Below are 15,808 nucleotides of genomic sequence, written 5' to 3'. Positions count from 1 at the left end.
CATCCTGCGTTCTATTGATACGCTGCGGGAGGAAGGTGGCCGATGTCAGTCAGCCCGGCTTCCGAACCGGCCCCGCAGGTGCCGTACTTCTTTCTCAGTTACGCCCATACCCCGCTGCTCAGCTCGCGGCGCGGCGCGAACATCAATCTGTGGGTGGAGCGGCTGTTCGACGACCTGTGCGGTCACCTCCTTGCCTGGACGGCGCTCAGGCGCGACTCCGACGCGGGATTCATGGACCGCGACATCCGTTCCGGGGACCGCTGGCCGGACCAGCTCGCCGAGGCCCTGGCCACCTGCCGGGTCTTCGTGCCCCTCTACTCACCGCGCTATTTCGCCAGCGTCGAGTGCGGCAAGGAGTGGAGCGCGTTCCAGCAGCGCCTGGACCTCCACCCGGAGGGAGGCGCCCCCACGGCGATCGTCCCGGCCCTGTGGTCGCCGATGCGCGAGCCCGGCGGCCTGCCCGAATGCGCGCACGACATCCAGTACGACGACGCCGCCTTCGGCCCGCGATACCGCCAGGAGGGCTTCTACGGGCTGATGAAGGTGACCTCGATGCGCAGCCACTACCAGCGGGCCACCCTCGCGCTGGCCCGGCGCATCATGGAGGCGGCCGAGCGGCTGCCCCCGGTGCGCCCGAGCGCGCCCCCCGACTACGCCTCCCTGACCAGCGCGTTCCACGGCGAGGGCGCGCCCCGGAGCGACAAGACGGCCGCGCGCCGGCTCAGGCTCACCATCGCCGCCCCCGACCTCTCGCACCTGCCGGCCGACCGGCGGACCGAGCCGTACGGGCACACGCCGCAGGAGTGGAACCCGTACTACAGCGAGGACGGCGGCCGGCCGCTGGCCATGCACGCGATGGAGCTGGCGCTGAGCCACGGCCTGCTGCCGGAGATCGGCTCGCTCAGCGACCACGCCGACCGCCTGGCCGACGGCGGCGCCCAGGACGCCCCCAGCGTGATGATCGTCGATCCGTGGATCACCGCGCACGCCGACTCGAAGGCCAGCCTGGGCCGCATCGGCAGGCTGGACCGGCGTCCCGTCCCGGTCGTGCCGTGGAACCTGGGCGATCCCCAGACGGCGGGCGCCGAGCACGAGCTGAAACGCAACCTGCGCGACACCCTTCCCGACCGCACCGGGCCCCAGTCGGTCAGCCACGTGACCTCGCTGGAGCAGTTCCGCCGCAACATGCCGAAGATCCTCGGCAGCGCCACCAGGAATTTCTTCCGTACCACCCCCACCTATCCCCCACCGGGGACGCCGGAGCCGAGGCCGAGGCTGAAGCACACGGAGGAGACCGATGACAAGCGCCCATGACACCGGCCAGATCATCGCCTTCTACTCCTACAAAGGCGGCACCGGGCGCACGATGGCCCTGGCCAATACCGCATGGATCCTGGCGAGTAACGGCCTGAAAGTGCTCGCCGTCGACTGGGATCTCGAATCCCCCGGCCTGCACCGTTTCTTCCATCCGTTCCTGGACGAGAACACGGTCAGTTCGACCACCGGCGTGGTGGACATTATCAGCGACTACATGTGGGCGACCGCCAAACCGCACGACGACCAGGATTGGCATCTGCAATACGCGCGGGTGCTGCCGCACGCGGTGTCGCTGAATTGGCGGTTCCCGGGCGAGGGCACGCTGGACTTCGTCTCGGCCGGCCAGCAGAACCGCGACTACTCCGCGATGCCGTCGATCTTCGATTGGGACAACTTCTACGAGCGGCTGGGCGGCGGCCAGTTCATCGCGGCGCTCCGCGCCGACATGAAGGCGAACTACGACTACATCCTGATCGACAGCCGTACCGGTTTGAGCGACATCGCCGACATCTGCACCATCGCGCTGCCGGACATCCTGGTCGACTGCTTCACCATGAGCGACCAGAGCATCAACGGCGCCGCCGAGGTGGCCAGGCACATCGACGCCCGCTATCCGGACAAGCGGATCAGGATCCTGCCGGTGCTGATGCGGGTGGACGACGGGGAGAAGAAGAAGGTCGACACCGGGCGGCTGCACGCGCGAAGCATGTTCGAGGGGTTCCCGAAGGGCCTCACGGCCGAGGAGACCAGCGCGTACTGGGGGTCGGTCGAGATCCCGTACAAGCGGTTCTACGCCTTCGAGGAGACACTGGCCACCTTCGGCGACGAGCCCGGCTCCCCCGGCTCGATGCTCGCCGCCTTCGAACGGCTCACGGCCGCGATCACCGGCGGCGTGGTCTCCGCGTTCCCGCCGCTTGAGGACGCGGTGCGTACGCGCTGGCTGGACATGTTCACCCGGCGGCAGCCGGCCCGGCAGCCGGACGTGCTGATCAGTTACGCCCCCGAGGACCGGATGTGGGCCGACTGGGTGGCGGCGCTGCTGGAACAGGCGGGCTTCCGGGTGACCGTGCACGCCCTGCACGAGCCCGACATCGCCGACGACGTGGAGCACGCGCGGTTCACCGCCACGATCGCGATCCTGTCCGCCGCCTACGCCCGCGCGTTCCACTCGTGGGCCTCGGTGCAGGAGCCGGCGGCCGACGGGCCGTCCGACATGATCGTGCTGCGGGTCACCGACGTACGCCTGACGCCGCCGTTCAACCTCCGGCCGCCCGCCGACCTGGTACGGCTGGGCCAGGACGACGCGATCGAGGTCGTGCTGCGGGCGGTGAGCCGCCTGCGCAGCGGCCACGACCTGCGGGTCGCGGCCGACAGCCTCAGCGTGCGCTACCCCGGCACCGCCCCCACCCTGTGGAACGTCGGCACCCGCAACGCGGCCTTCACCGGCCGCAACGCCACCCTGGAGACGTTGCGCAACGAACTGCTGGGCAGCAACAAGGCGGTCGTGCTGCCCCAGGCGCTGTACGGCCTGGGCGGCGTCGGCAAGACCCAGGTGGCGCTGGAGTACGCCCACCGGTTCGCCGCCGACTACGACGTGGTGTGGTGGATCTCGGCCGAGCAGCGCGACCTGATCAGCCCGCAGCTCGCCGAGCTGGCGCGGCAGATGGGGCTGCCCGTCACCGACAGCGTCGTCGAGACCGCCGAGGCGGCCCGTGACGCGCTGCGGCGCGGCGAGCCGTGGTCCCGCTGGCTGCTGATCTTCGACAACGCCGAGGACCCGGAGGACATCGAGCCCTTCCTGCCCGGCGGCGGCTTCGGCCACGTGATCGTGACCTCCCGGAACCAGCTCTGGTCCAGCGTCGCCTCCCCGCTGGAAGTGGACGTCTTCAGCCTGGACGAGAGCGTGGAGCACCTGATCCGGCGCGTGCCCAGGCTGAGCAGGGCCGAGGCGGAACAGGTCGCCGAGGCGCTGGGCAACCTGCCCCTCGCCGTGGAGCAGGCGGCGGCGTGGCTGTCGGAGACCGGCCTGCCGGCCTCGGAGTACGTCTGGGAGCTGCAGACCCAGGCCCACACGATCCTGTCGCTGAACAAGCCGGGCGGCTACCCCGAGCCCGTGGCCGCCACCTGGAAGATCTCCCTGGAGCAACTGCGCCGGCGGTCGCCGGCGGCCGAGCGGCTGCTCCAGCTCTGCGCGTACCTGTCGCCCGACCCGATCTCGCTCACGCTCATCTACAGCGACGAGATGATCCGCGCCCTGCTGCCGTTCGACCCGAGCCTGCGCGGCGAGAAGCTGGTGCTCGGACGGGTGATCAGGGAGATCGGCAGGTTCGCCCTGGCCAAGATCGACCAGGGCAGCAAGACGTTGCAGGTGCACCGGCTCGTCCAGGCGGTGATCCGCGACCAGATGAGCGAGGAGGACGTCGAGACCGTATCCCACCAGGTCCACCACATCCTGGTCGCCGCCCGCCCCACCACCGGCGAGGTGGACGACCCGGAGAACTGGCCGCAGTACGACCTCATCTGGCCGCACCTGCTGCCGTCCGACGCGGAGAAGTGCGTGGAGGAGGAGACCCGCCAGCTCCTCACCGAGCGCGTCCGCTACTGGTGGAAGCGCGGCGAGTACGACCGGGCGCTGCAGCTCGGGCAGCGGCTCGCCGACTACTGGGAGACGAAGTTCGGGCAGTTCGAGCGGCAGCGGCTGCACATGCTGTTCAACGTCGCCAACGTCATGCGCTCGCTGGGTCGGTTCAAGGAGGCCCGGGAGCTCGACGAGTGGGTCAGGGACCAGCAGATCGAACTGCTGGGCGACGACCACCCGCACACGCTCATGACGATCAACGGCCTGGCCGCCGACCTGCGGGCGCTGGGCGACTTCCAGGGCGCGCTGGCCATGGACAAGATCAACTACGAGCAGTGGAAGGAGGTCTTCGGGGAGGACTACGCCCGTACCCTGAACTCGGCCAACAACCTGGCCATCTCCTACCGCCTCGTCGGCGACTGGCGCAACGCCAAGGACCTGGCCGAGGAGACCTTCGCCAGGATGACCGTGGTGTTCGGGGCCGGCCATCCGAACACCCTGGGCGCCGCGCAGAACCTGGCCCGCGACCTGCGCGAGGCGGGCGAGTACAGCGCGTCCGTCGAACTGCTCCGGCGCACCCTGCGCGGCTACGCCGAACTCCACTTCGACGACTACCCCGAGGCGCTGCGCGCCGCCAAGAGCCTGGCGGTCTCACTGCGCAGGTCCGGAGACCTGGACGAGGCGCTGCGCCTCGCCCAGGACACCTACGACCGCTACCAGCGCCTGTTCCCCGCGCACCCGGAGTCCTGGGCGGCGGCGCTCGAACTCGCGTGCTGCCTGTCGGCCCTCGGCGACGAGGACGGCGCCCGCGACATGGCCGCCTCGGTCCTGGAGGACTACAGCCACCGGCTCGGCCCGCAGCACCCGTACACGCTGGTCGCGCGGAACAACCTGGTCACGTACCTGCGGGGCACCGGAGACCCCGGACGCGCCAGGGACATGGCGCAGGACACGCTGGCGCAGCTCCGCGAGCGATGCGGCGACACCCACCCCTTCGCGCTGTCCTGCGCGATCAACCTGGCCAACTGCGCGGCGGACCTGGGCGACCACGCGACCGCGGAGACGCTGGAGCGGCAGTCGCTGACGGCCCTGCTCACCACGCTCGGCCGCGATCACCCCGACACGCTGGCCTGCCAGGCCAACCTCGCCATCACCCTGCGCTCGCTCGGCCGGGTCAAGCAGGGCGAGCAGCTCAAGGAGGAGACCCTGGCGGCGCTGGGCATGCGGCTGGGCGATCGGCACCCGAGCATACGCGCCCTGCACGACGGCATCCGGGTCAACCGAGACCTTGAGCCTCAGCCGATCTGACCGCGGCCCCGGAGGCGACCCAGGCCAGGATCTCGGGCATGGCCTTCAGCGCGCCGAAGTGCGCCGCCCCGCGCTGGATGCGCACGGTGGCGTTGCGGATGCGCTTGGCCAGCCAGCGCGTGTGGCTCACGGGCGAGTACACGTCGTTCTCGCCGTGCCACAGCAGGGTCGGAGCCTCGATCGCGGCCACGTCGAACCCCCACGGGGCGGTGAACGCGAGCACGTCGTCCACCCAGCCGTCCTCCGAGACGCGCAGCCCCTCGGCGAAGTTGCGCTCCAGCATCCTGCGGATGCCGTGGTCCCCCACCACCTGGCGGTCGGAGTCGGGCACCTGAGCGCAGATGTTCAGCACCTTGCTCGCCGGATCGGCGCGGATCTCGTCGGCCGCGGCCCGGAGCCGGGACGCCACGACCCGGTGCCCGGCGCGCGCGGCGACGTACTCCGCCACATTGGCCTCGATCATGCCGTCGAACCAGTCGAGCCCTTCGGCGAGACGCGGCGCGAGCCCCACCAGCGCGGCCGCCCGGATCGTCCGGTCACCGAGCACCGCCGCGCACGCCAGCGCATGCGGGGCGCCCCCCGACCTGCCCACGACCGCGAACCGGCCCAGCCCCAGCGCGTCCGCGATGTCCTCCACATCCTCGGCCGCGTCGGCCACCACCCGGTTGATCCTGCGGTCGGAACCCCCATAGCCGGGCCGGTCGAAGCTGATCAGCCTGATGCCGAGCAGGTGCAGCGTCTTGGCCCGCGGGCGCGGCTGGAACCTGCCCCCCGGCGTTCCGTGCAACAGGAAGACGGGCGTCGCGTCAGGCTGCCCCCAGGTCTCGACCGCCAAGTTCCGGCCGTCACGAGCGACGACGACTCGGGTCAACAGATCCTCCCAGAGGTCTCCTCACCAATGACGGTCACCGAAGAACACGCGCGTTGTCCAGAGCCGGATCGCCAGCACCATGTACACCCCCGCTCGGCCCGCGTTCTCCGGCAGGAGAGGATGAAGGCCATGGAATACACACGATTGGGTTCGACGGGCATGCGGGTGTCCAGGATCTGCCTGGGCATGATGAGCTACGGTGATCCGGCTCAGCGGCAGTGGTTCCTCCCCGAGGACCAGGCGGAGCCGATCGTACGCCGTGCGGTGGAGGCCGGCGTGACCTTCTTCGACACCGCCGACATGTACTCGACGGGCGTGAGCGAGGAGATCACCGGCCGGCTGCTGGACAAGCTGTTCCCCTCGCGGGACGACTACGTGCTGGCCAGCAAGGTGTACTTCCCGATGGGACCGGGCGAGAACGACAAGGGCCTGTCGCGCAAGCACATCATGGCCTCCATCGACGCCTCGCTGCGCCGCCTCGGCACCGACCACCTCGATCTGTACCAGATCCACCGCTGGGACTACGAGACGCCGATCGAGGAGACCATGGAGGCGCTGCACGACGTGGTCAAGGCGGGCAAGGCCCGCTACATCGGGGCGTCCAGCATGTACGCCTGGCAGTTCGCCAAGGCGCAGCACGTCGCCGAGCGCAACGGCTGGACCCGGTTCGTCACGATGCAGAACCACTACAACCTCGTCTACCGCGAGGAGGAGCGGGAGATGATCCCGCTGTGCCAGGACATGGGCGTGGGGCTGATCCCGTGGAGCCCGCTGGCGCGCGGCCTGCTGGCCCGGCCGCGTACGGCGGAGGGGGCCACGACCAGGGCCGGCAGCGACGCGTACGCCGACGCGCTCTACAGCGACCTGGACACCCCGGTGGTGGACGCGGTGCACGAGGTGGCCGGCGAGCACGGCCTGCCTCCGGCCCGGATCGCGCTGGCCTGGCTGCTGGCCAAGCCCGCCGTCAACGCCCCGATCGTGGGCGCGACCAAGATCGGCCACCTGGAGGACGCCATCGCCGCCCTGGACGTCAGGCTCTCGGACGACGACATCGCCCGCCTGGAGGCCCCGTACCGGCCGCACCCGGTCCTCGGGCACGAGTAGCAGCCGGCCGGGCCGCCGGCCCCGCGCGGCCGGCGGCCCGGTACGGGGGGAACTCAGGCGGCGGCGCGCTCGGCGTCGTTCCGCAGCAGGAACTGCCGCAGGCCCGCCAGGTCGTCGGTGTTGATGTGGTCCACGTCCGCGGCGACCAGCTCCCGCCAGATCGCCTCGCGGGCGGGCCCGGCGGCGTCCGGGGTGGCCCAGAAACGCACCCGCTGTCCGTCGCGGTGCGCGGTCGCGATGATCTGACGGAGCTTGTCCCGCTCCGCCTGCGGCATCTCGCCCTCACCGCGCCAGGTGAAGTGGTTGGTCCAGTTGTCGCTGATGAGCGGGATCAGGGACGCGCCGCCCTGCCCGAGGTCCGACAGCCGCCCGTCGTAGAAGGCGTACCGCCGCTCCTGCGCGGCCATCAGCGCCCGCGGCCGGTCGCCGCTGATCACCACGGTGATCGCCCCCGGCTTGACCCGGCCCTTGTGGTAGGTGGTGAGCATCTTGCGGTACTCGTGCAGCACCCGGTCCAGCTCGGTGTACGTGGCCGCGCCGGTGTTCTTGATGTCCACCAGGAGCTGGAGCTGCTGCCTGCTGCGCGGGAAGACCCACCCGTGCCCCTCGTGTACGCGCTGGGCCAGCGGGTCCAGGTACAGCGACTGCAGCGTACGTCCGGGCCGGAGGTCCTCCGGGTCGTGCCCGACGCGCAGCTCCCCGTCGACCAGGTAGATATCGGCCTCGACGCTGGTGAACCCGTGGTCGAGGGCGTCCAGCAGCGGCCGGGGGTGCTCGTAGTCGTTGTGCGCGTGGGCGCGGGGCAGCGGCTCGACACCGCTGGACGCCACCGCGGGCGCGGCCACCAGCATCATCGCTCCCGCGGCGACCAGCGCACCCAGGACTCGGCGGAACATCGCATCTCCTCAGGGGTCGGGGATGACGGAGATGCCCGCCACGCTAGGGGGGCAAGATGTGACGAAAGTGACGAATCCCCTAATACAGGGGATCGACTCCAGAGCACCCGGCCCCCCATCGGGACCTGCACGGAGACACGGGACCTGCACCGAGACGCGGGACCCGCACCGAGACACGAAGAAGCCCGCGCGGTAGGTCTACCGCGCGGGCTCCTGCGACGAGTGGAGGTGGCGGGAATCGAACCCGCGTCCTTCAACCCCAAGCCAGGGATTCTCCGAGCGCAGCCTGCTGTGAGTTTCTCGGCCCCGGCGATCACGCAGGCAAGTCGCCGACGGGCTCAGCTACTGTTTGATTTCCCGATCCTCCCCGTAGCCGGTCAGATCGGTTGAGCCTCCTAGCGATGCCGGATCTCGGGCCGGAGGCGCTCCCGAGCCGACAGAGATGTTCGCTACTTAGGCAGCGAGGCCCAGGGAAGCCTGGGCGGGCATCTCAGCGTGCTTCTTATTGGCACTTATTTTTCGCGGTCACAGGATTAACGAGGTTATGTCCGCCGTCCTCGGCTCGCTTCCCACTGTCTTGCAAGGCCAAAGTCGAAACCGGTCACCCCCAGGTCTGTTCACTCATCCCGAAGATACTACCTACAACACCCCCCACGCCAACCGAATTCCCCGCCCCCCGCCCCTCTTCAGCGCCCCCTCCCGCCCGCCCCGAGCCCGGTGAGCCACACCGTCTCGGCGCCGTCTCGGCGCCGTCCCGGCGTTGCTCGGCCTCACCGCTCGCCCTGCGCTGGTGGCGCCCTGCGCGGTGGCGCCCTGCGCCGCCCTGCGCGGTGGCGCCCTACGTCACACCGCCCTACCGGTCCCCAGCCGTGCTGCCTCTGGGCTCGCAGGTGTCCCAGGGCCACCACCACCCATTCCCAGCCCCGCCACGCGCCGCGCTGAGCACATCCCGGCCTCGACACTCCCGCATGTGGCCGCCACGCCTACCCGCCCCTGCGGGCGCGCCGCTCTCGGCCGCCCGTCGGGCGGCATCACTCCCGTACGGCCGGGGTGGTCGCGCACATCGGTACGCGGGCTCTGGGCGTACATATGAAACCGGGATCGCGGCGCTTGGCACGCGATCCCGGTGACCGGCAGGGTGTCGCCGGTCTGGACGGCAGGGCTTCCCCCGAGATGAGGCCCTGTCTCGTCACTCGACTGGGGCCGCAACCCCCCAAGCGGCCCAGTCATATAGAGAGACGCCGGGAGGGGGCACCATGGTTGCGCAGCGTGATGACTTTTTCGCTGTGCGTCACGAGGTGGAGTGGGCGTTGTGGAAGAAGCGGCCCGCGACCGCCGCCGGGTCGGTGCCGTTGGCCATGACGGCGATCGCCACGTCGCCCTGCCAGCCGATGAACCAGGAGATGTTGTCGGTGGGGGTGGAGGCGATGCCGTAAACCGGGGCGCCGGAGGCGTTGGCGGTGGCGGCGGAGCCGGAGGTGACGCCCATGCGCATCATGGTGCGGAGCTGGGCGACGACCTTGGAGTCGAGGCGGATGGGGGTGGGCTGCTGGACCGGGACGACCTCGGCGGTGGGGTCGGGGGACGCGGGTGAGGTGACCAGGGTCGGGGGGTGCCAGGTGCCGCTCTTGACCGCGCCCGCGACCAGGGCCATGGTGAGCGGGCTGACCTTGACGTTCTGGCCGACCACGGCCTTGGCCTTGCCGGCGTCGGTGAGCATCTTGGGCATCTGGCCGGTGTAGGACCGCAGCGGGAGCTGCCACTTGCTGCCGATCCCGTACGCCGCCGCGCTCGCGGCCAGGGCAGAGGCGTCCACGCGGCGGGCCATGGCGGCCAGGGCGGTGACGCAGCCCATGGCGAAGGCGCCGCGCACCGTGGTGGAGGCGGTGCGGGCGGACTGGGTGGTCTGGCCCGTCGTCTGCCCCGTGGTCTGGCCGGTGTTCGGGTCGGCGTTCGGGGTGGAGTTCGGGTCGGCGTTCGGGGTGGTGGTCTGGCCGGTGGTCGTGGTCTGGCCGGGGATCGTGGGCTGCTGGAACCGGGCGCCGCCGACCGTGCGCTGCGGCGGGCAGGGGACCTTCTGCTTGGGATCGACGCCCGCCTTGAGCATCGCGTCGGCGGCCACCACCGAGAAGGCGCTGCCGGCCGGGAACTTGCCGGCCAGGGCGTCCTTCTCCTGGTGGTAGTCCTTGGTGGCGACGGCGTAGATCTCGCCGGTGGACGCCTTGACCGCGACCAGGGCGACCGGCCGGGTGCCGGCGACCGCCAGCTCGGCGGCCTGCTGCAGCCGGGAGTCGATGGTGGTGGCCACGGAGGCGGTGGCGCGGCCGGGCCACTTGGCCAGCTCGGCGACCTCCTGGTCGGTCTTGAGGTCCAGGGTGATCACGCGGGTGCCGGTGGCGCCGGTGAGCTGGTCCTGGTAGGCCTTCTGCAGGCCGTTGAGCCCGATGGAGTCGCCGGCGCGCTGCGGGCCGCCGAGCTGCTGCTCGCTCTCGGGGGTGACCGCGCTGACCGTGCCGACGATCTGGCGCGGCGCGTCGGGCGCGACCGGCTCCTCCTGCGTGTCGATCTTGATGCCGTCGATGGCCTCCAGCTTCGCCTGAAGCTGGGCGAACTTGCGGCGTCCGAAGGTGACCAGGGGCACGAACGAGCTGGGCGGGGCCGACTGGATGCGGCTGAGCAGCCGGTCCTGGGCGAACCCGGTGACCCGCGACAGCTCCTCGCAGACGCGCGCCGCGTCCTTCACCGTGGCGGGGGTGACGCCCGCGACGTACAGGGTGGCGTTGCGCTGGAGGGGATCGCCGTTGCGATCGACGACCGGCTGCCGGCCGTCGGAGGTGGGATCGACGGCGAAGCGCTGCCCCTCCTTGAGCTGCGGGTGCAGCACGCTGGGCGACCAGCGCACCTTCCACTCGCCGCCGACGAGGTGCAGCGGCAGCTTGCCGTCGTAGACCCACAGCGGGTTGTTCTCGCCGAGGTCCACCTCGGCCCGGAAGCCGGCGGTGGACGCGTTGCCCTGCCGGGTGATCCCGGTCAGGTTGAACCGGAACGACGCGGCGTCGAGCTGGAGGCGTACGTCGGCCAGGGCCTTGGCGACCGCCTTGGGGTCGCCGTCGGTACGCCGTGCGGCCAGCGTGTAGTCACCCGACTGCCAGCCCACGAGGAAGTCACGTACGGCCTGGTGGGCCGTGGGCTCCTCGAAGCAGGCGGACAACATCGGCGCCGTCACGGCGAACGTGAGCGCCGCCGCGACCGTCCTCCTGCCCCGGCCCACGGCCCTTCCGGCCCGTCGTACGACCGCCGACACGATCACCTGTTCCTGTACCGCAGCGCGCGGGCCATCTCCCGCTTGGCCTGCTGCTCCATCAGAGTGTGCCGCTTGTCCCAGTCCTTCTTGCCCCGCGCGAGCCCCAGCTCCACCTTGGCCCGCCCGTCCTTGAAGTACAGCGAGAGCGGGACCAGGGTGAGGCCGCCCTCCTTGGTCTTCTGGACGAGCTTGTCGATCTCCTTGCGGTGCAGCAGCAGCTTGCGGGTGCGCCGGGCGGCGTGGTTGGTCCAGGTGCCCTGGGAGTACTCGGGGATGTGCACGTTGATCATCCACACCTCCCCGTCCTTGACCGTCGCGTAACCGTCGACCAGCGAGGCCCGGCCGGCCCGGAGGGACTTCACCTCGGTGCCCTGCAGCACGATGCCCGCTTCGTAGGTGTCCTCGATGTGGTAGTCGTGGCGGGCACGCTTGTTCTGGGCGATGAGCTTGCGCCCGGTCTCACGTGGCATGCTTCCGAGCCTACCGGCGTCTCGGAGGGTCCGCCGCTACGAGCGGCACGGGGTCACACCCTCAGGTAGCGGCGGAGCGTCACGAACGAGGCGAGCACGCAGATCACCACGCCGACGATCATCGTCAGCGTGATCACCGAGGCGACGTCGTCCCAGCCGAGCTGGCTGTTGCCCGGCAGGTACGCCTGCACGCTCTCGAACAGGAACACCTTGGAGATGATCAGCAGGGTGGCCGCCACCACCCCGCCGATCAGCCCCGCGATGACGCCCTCCATCACGAAGGGGAGCTGGATGTAGAGGTTGGAGGCGCCGACGAGGCGCATGATCCCGGTCTCACGGCGCCGGTTGTACGCCGAGAGCCGTACGGTGTTGCCGATCAGCAGGATGGCCGCGAACACCAGGATCAGCGCGATGACCAGGGCCGCCCAGCGCAGCCGCTCCAGCAGCCCGAAGAACCTCTCCAGGATGTCCTGCTGGTTGACCACGTTGGACACGCCGGGCGCGCCCCTCAACTGTTCGATCACCGAGCCGTACGCCTCGGGGTCCTTCAGCTTGACCCGGAAGGACTCCGGCATGTCCTCGACCTTGACCGCCGAGACGAGCACGGAGTCGGCGCCGTACTGGGCTTTGAAGTTCTCGTAGGCGGCGGCCTGGTTCTCGAACGTGACGTTCTCGACCTGGGGCAGCGACTTGATCTGGGCCAGGAGCGTCTGCTTCTCCTGCTCGTTGACCCCGCCGCTGTTCTTGCAGGCCGGGAACGGGTCGTCCTTGCCGCACAGGAAGACCGAGACCTCGACCTTGTCGGACCAGAAGTCCTTCATGTTGGAGACCTGGGCGTTGATCATCAGACCGACGCCCAGCAGCGCCATGCCGATGGCAACCGTGACGACGACGGCGATGGTCATCGTGAGGTTGCGGCGGAGGCCGATCCAGACCTCGGAGAAGATGAAGTTCGCCCGCATGCTCTTCCTGTTGCTCTCGTCCCGGGTTCTGGTCGGTCAGTATGCCTGTCCGTAGACGCCGCGCGACTGGTCCCGGACGATTTTGCCGTCCTCTAGCTCGACCACGCGCTTGCGCATGGAGTCGACGATCGCCGCGTCGTGGGTGGCCATGACGACCGTGGTGCCGGTCCTGTTGATCCGGTCGAGCACCTTCATGATGCCGATGCTCGTCGCGGGGTCGATGTTGCCGGTGGGCTCGTCCGCGAGGAGGATCATCGGCCGGTTGACGAACGCGCGGGCCATGGCGACCCGCTGCTGCTCGCCACCGGAGAGCTCGTCCGGCATGCGATGGGCCTTGCCCTCCAGGCCGACCAGTTCGACGACCTCGGGCACGACCTTTCGGATGAACCGCCGCGGCTTTCCGATGACCTCCAGCGCGAACGCGACGTTCTCGTAGACGTTCTTGTTCGGCAGCAGGCGGAAGTCCTGGAAGACGCAGCCGATGCGGCGGCGCAAGTGGGGGACCTTGAAGTTGGACAGGCGGGAGAGGTCCTTGCCGGCCACGTGGATCGAGCCGGAGTTGGGCTTCTCCTCCTTCAAGATCAGGCGCAGGAAGGTCGACTTGCCGGACCCCGAGGGGCCGACGAGGAACACGAACTCGCCCTTGTCGACATCGACGCTTACGTGGTCGAGCGCGGGGCGGTTCTGGTTCGCGTAGACCTTGGAGACGTTATCGAAATGGATCACGGGCGCATCACGGCATGCCAGTCTAGGGGGTAGGACGGTCGCGGGGGTGGTAGAGGCCACTTCCCGCCGCTCGCCCGCCGGGAGCGCAGATCTTTACCCTTGATCGACGTTCCGGTTGGCCAGAGCACAGTCTAGGGGGAACACTGGCATGGAACGTCCATAACGGAAACAAAACAATCGGCGGTCGTCACAGGTACGGCAAAGCTGAGGGGAGCGCGGCATGAGCTGCGAACACTTGATCTGTGCCCAGTGTGCCGGGCCGGTGGTCGAGGGGCGGTGCCCGGTGTGCCGGGCGGGACGCGAGAAACTCCACGACCAGGGATGGGGCGGGATCTCCCCGGCACTTGTGGTCATGGTGCTCATCGCCCTGCTCTTCCTCACCCTCGCCCTCAAGCACCTCGCCGGAGGCTGAGCCCGGGGCCGCCCACGGCGGGCGAAGGCCGAGGCTGGGCCTGCCCATGGCTCGGCGCAGGCCAGGGCTGCGGCTGCACGACGGTGGCCGAGGCTGAGTCTGGACGGCGGTGACCGAGGCCGCATGGGACGGCCGGAGCCGAGCGGGACCGGCACGGAGGCTGCGCGCGCCCGGCCGGGGTGAGGCGAGACCGGCGGGTCCAAGCCCGCGCCGGGACCGGCGACGGCCGGGTGCGCGGATGCCGGGCGGGACTGGCGGGGACTGGGTGCACAGGCGCCGGGCTCGCCCCCGGGGAGCTGGGCGCGCGGGGGTTGAACGGAACCGGCGGGAGGCCGGGCGCACCGCCGCCGACCGGGATCGGCGGGGATTCGGTGCACCGGCGCTGGGCGGGGAACCGGGCGGGAGATTTGGTGCACGGGCCTCGGCGCGACCCCAAGGGGCGAGGCGCGCGAGGCTCAGCGGGACCGGCGGGGGCTGGATCCACGGGTGCTGAGCGGGACCGGCGAGGGCCGTGCGCGGGGGTGAGCGGGATGGCGCGTGGGCACGCGGACCCGTGCCCCGGCCGCTCACTGCCGGCCGATCCAGACCGAAATGGTCTGGCCGACCTGGCCGATCCGGAGGGTCCGGCCGATCCGGCGGATCAAGCCGACCCGGCGGATCAGTTCTGGCCGGCCTCCTGGCGGCGCATCCAGCGGATCTCGGCCTCGATGAACTCGTCGAGTTCGCCGTCGAGGACGGCGCCCGGGTTGCCGGCCTCGACGTTGGTGCGCAGGTCCTTGACGATCTGGTACGGGTGCAGGACGTAGTTGCGGATCTGGGTGCCCCAGGAGGTGGTGGCCTCGCCGCGCAGCTCCGACATCTTCTCGGCCTCCTCCTGGCGCTTGCGCTCCAGCAGCTTGGCCTGGAGGACCGCCATCGCGGTGGCCTTGTTCTGGAGCTGGGAGCGCTCGTTCTGGCAGGAGACCACGATCCCGGTGGGGATGTGGGTCAGCCGGACGGCGGAGTCGGTGGTGTTGACGCCCTGGCCGCCCGGACCCGAGGACCGGTAGACGTCCACGCGGATGTCGTCCTCGTTGATGTCGATGTGGTCGGTCTGCTCCACGACCGGCACGACGTCCACGCCGGCGAAGGAGGTCTGGCGGCGGCCCTGGTTGTCGAACGGGCTGATCCGCACCAGGCGGTGGGTGCCGTGCTCGCCGCGGAGGGTGCCGTAGGCGTACGGCGCCTTGACCGTGAACGTGGCCGACTTGATGCCGGCCTCCTCGGCGTAGGAGGTCTCGTAGACCTCCGTGGCGTAGCCCTTGCGCTCGGCCCACCGCAGGTACATCCGCAGCAGCATCTGCGCCCAGTCGGCCGCGTCGACGCCGCCCGCCTGGGAGTTGATCGTGACCAGGGCCTCGCGCGCGTCGTACTCGCCGGACAGCAGGGTGCGGACCTCCAGCGCGCTCACGTCGGCGCGCAGGGACGCCAGCTCGCGGTCGGCCTCCTCGCGCGTGTCGGCGTCGTCCTCGGCCTCGGCCAGCTCGTAGAGCACCGCGAGGTCCTCCAGCCTGCCGGCCAGGCCGTCTACGCGGTTCAGCTCCGCCTGCATGTGCGAGAGCCTGCTGGTGACCTTCTGCGCCTGCTCGGGGTCGTTCCAGAGGTCGGGCGCGGCAACCTGCTCCTCCAGCTCGGCGATCTGCTTGCGCATAGCGTCGAGGTCGAGCACGTCCTGAACGCCCTTCAGCGTGCTTCTCAGCTCGTTGATCTCTTCTGCCGGGTCGATGGCTGCCACGGTTGCAAGCGTACGCGACCTCTGACCCCTGTCAGGCACCACGCAGGGCTTAACATGAACCCCCGCGGGGTGATACGGGGGTACGA

At 70.2% G+C, this 15,808-nt stretch carries 11 protein-coding genes and 1 other RNA gene; 4 read left to right on the top strand and 8 right to left on the bottom strand.

Going from position 1 to position 15,808, the window contains the following annotated elements:
• Nucleotides 1-42: 42 nt before the first annotated feature.
• Together HNP84_RS22445 and fxsT are read left to right on the top strand one after the other, a co-directional pair.
• Nucleotides 43-1,314, top strand: coding sequence for a TIR-like protein FxsC (locus tag HNP84_RS22445; protein ID WP_185051744.1), 1,272 nt, complete (start codon nucleotides 43-45; stop codon nucleotides 1,312-1,314).
• Nucleotides 1,298-5,203 (top strand): FxSxx-COOH system tetratricopeptide repeat protein, encoded by a 3,906-nt coding sequence (gene fxsT / locus HNP84_RS22440; protein WP_185051743.1) that lies wholly within the window; start codon nucleotides 1,298-1,300, stop codon nucleotides 5,201-5,203. Before HNP84_RS22445 ends, fxsT begins: the two co-directional genes overlap by 17 nt.
• Here fxsT and HNP84_RS22435 read toward each other — a convergent pair.
• A complete protein-coding gene (locus tag HNP84_RS22435; RefSeq protein ID WP_185051742.1) occupies nucleotides 5,172-6,074 on the bottom strand; it encodes an alpha/beta fold hydrolase in 903 nt (300 codons plus the stop codon). The two genes, fxsT and HNP84_RS22435, sit on opposite strands and share 32 nt — an antisense overlap.
• A gap of 129 nt (nucleotides 6,075-6,203) precedes the next feature.
• Between HNP84_RS22435 and HNP84_RS22430 the strand changes: the two genes are divergently transcribed.
• On the top strand, nucleotides 6,204-7,178 hold the full coding sequence (locus HNP84_RS22430) for an aldo/keto reductase (RefSeq protein ID WP_185051741.1): 975 nt from the start codon (nucleotides 6,204-6,206) through the stop codon (nucleotides 7,176-7,178).
• Between the two features lie 53 nt (nucleotides 7,179-7,231).
• Here the strand turns inward: HNP84_RS22430 and HNP84_RS22425 are convergent, their stop codons facing one another.
• From HNP84_RS22425 to ftsE, 6 genes are all read right to left on the bottom strand, one after another.
• Complete coding sequence (locus HNP84_RS22425) at nucleotides 7,232-8,074, bottom strand: phosphatidylinositol-specific phospholipase C/glycerophosphodiester phosphodiesterase family protein (protein ID WP_185051740.1); 843 nt, start codon at nucleotides 8,072-8,074, stop codon at nucleotides 7,232-7,234.
• Nucleotides 8,075-8,294: 220 nt separating this feature from the next.
• Nucleotides 8,295-8,683, bottom strand: a transfer-messenger RNA (tmRNA) gene (gene ssrA, locus HNP84_RS22420).
• A 682-nt stretch (nucleotides 8,684-9,365) separates the two neighbouring features.
• Nucleotides 9,366-11,384, bottom strand: a complete 2,019-nt coding sequence (locus tag HNP84_RS22415) for a penicillin-binding transpeptidase domain-containing protein (RefSeq protein ID WP_312925479.1) — start codon at nucleotides 11,382-11,384, stop codon at nucleotides 9,366-9,368.
• Entirely contained in the window at nucleotides 11,381-11,848 is a 468-nt protein-coding gene (smpB, locus tag HNP84_RS22410; RefSeq protein WP_185051739.1) for an SsrA-binding protein SmpB, read from the bottom strand. Before smpB ends, HNP84_RS22415 begins: the two co-directional genes overlap by 4 nt.
• A 53-nt stretch (nucleotides 11,849-11,901) precedes the next feature.
• Nucleotides 11,902-12,810, bottom strand: coding sequence for a permease-like cell division protein FtsX (ftsX, locus tag HNP84_RS22405; protein WP_185051738.1), 909 nt, complete (start codon nucleotides 12,808-12,810; stop codon nucleotides 11,902-11,904).
• Nucleotides 12,811-12,846: 36 nt separating this feature from the next.
• Nucleotides 12,847-13,536: a cell division ATP-binding protein FtsE gene (gene ftsE / locus HNP84_RS22400; RefSeq protein WP_185051737.1), complete on the bottom strand. Its 690-nt coding sequence runs from the start codon at nucleotides 13,534-13,536 to the stop codon at nucleotides 12,847-12,849.
• 220 nt (nucleotides 13,537-13,756) lie between these two features.
• Between ftsE and HNP84_RS22395 the strand changes: the two genes are divergently transcribed.
• Nucleotides 13,757-13,948 (top strand): RING finger protein, encoded by a 192-nt coding sequence (locus tag HNP84_RS22395; protein ID WP_185051736.1) that lies wholly within the window; start codon nucleotides 13,757-13,759, stop codon nucleotides 13,946-13,948.
• A 658-nt stretch (nucleotides 13,949-14,606) separates the two neighbouring features.
• On the opposite strand, the gene prfB is transcribed toward HNP84_RS22395, so the two are convergent.
• A complete protein-coding gene (gene prfB, locus HNP84_RS22390) occupies nucleotides 14,607-15,722 on the bottom strand; it encodes a peptide chain release factor 2 (protein ID WP_185051735.1) in 1,116 nt (371 codons plus the stop codon).
• Nucleotides 15,723-15,808 lie beyond the last annotated feature (86 nt).

The sequence above is a fragment of the Thermocatellispora tengchongensis genome, assembly GCF_014202315.1.
Lineage (GTDB): Bacteria > Actinomycetota > Actinomycetes > Streptosporangiales > Streptosporangiaceae > Thermocatellispora > Thermocatellispora tengchongensis.
Note: the sequence above shows the minus strand (reverse complement) of the source record. Positions and strands in the feature narration are given on the sequence as shown.

Bases quoted from the DNA above. Each gene is read 5' to 3' on its own strand.
- HNP84_RS22445 (WP_185051744.1), top strand. From the start codon at position 43: ATGTCAGTCAGCCCGGCTTCCGAACCGGCCCCGCAGGTGCCGTACTTC.
- fxsT (WP_185051743.1), top strand. From the start codon at position 1,298: ATGACAAGCGCCCATGACACCGGCCAGATCATCGCCTTCTACTCCTAC.
- HNP84_RS22430 (WP_185051741.1), top strand. From the start codon at position 6,204: ATGGAATACACACGATTGGGTTCGACGGGCATGCGGGTGTCCAGGATC.
- HNP84_RS22425 (WP_185051740.1), bottom strand. From the start codon at position 8,074: ATGTTCCGCCGAGTCCTGGGTGCGCTGGTCGCCGCGGGAGCGATGATG.
- smpB (WP_185051739.1), bottom strand. From the start codon at position 11,848: ATGCCACGTGAGACCGGGCGCAAGCTCATCGCCCAGAACAAGCGTGCC.
- ftsX (WP_185051738.1), bottom strand. From the start codon at position 12,810: ATGCGGGCGAACTTCATCTTCTCCGAGGTCTGGATCGGCCTCCGCCGC.
- HNP84_RS22395 (WP_185051736.1), top strand. From the start codon at position 13,757: ATGAGCTGCGAACACTTGATCTGTGCCCAGTGTGCCGGGCCGGTGGTC.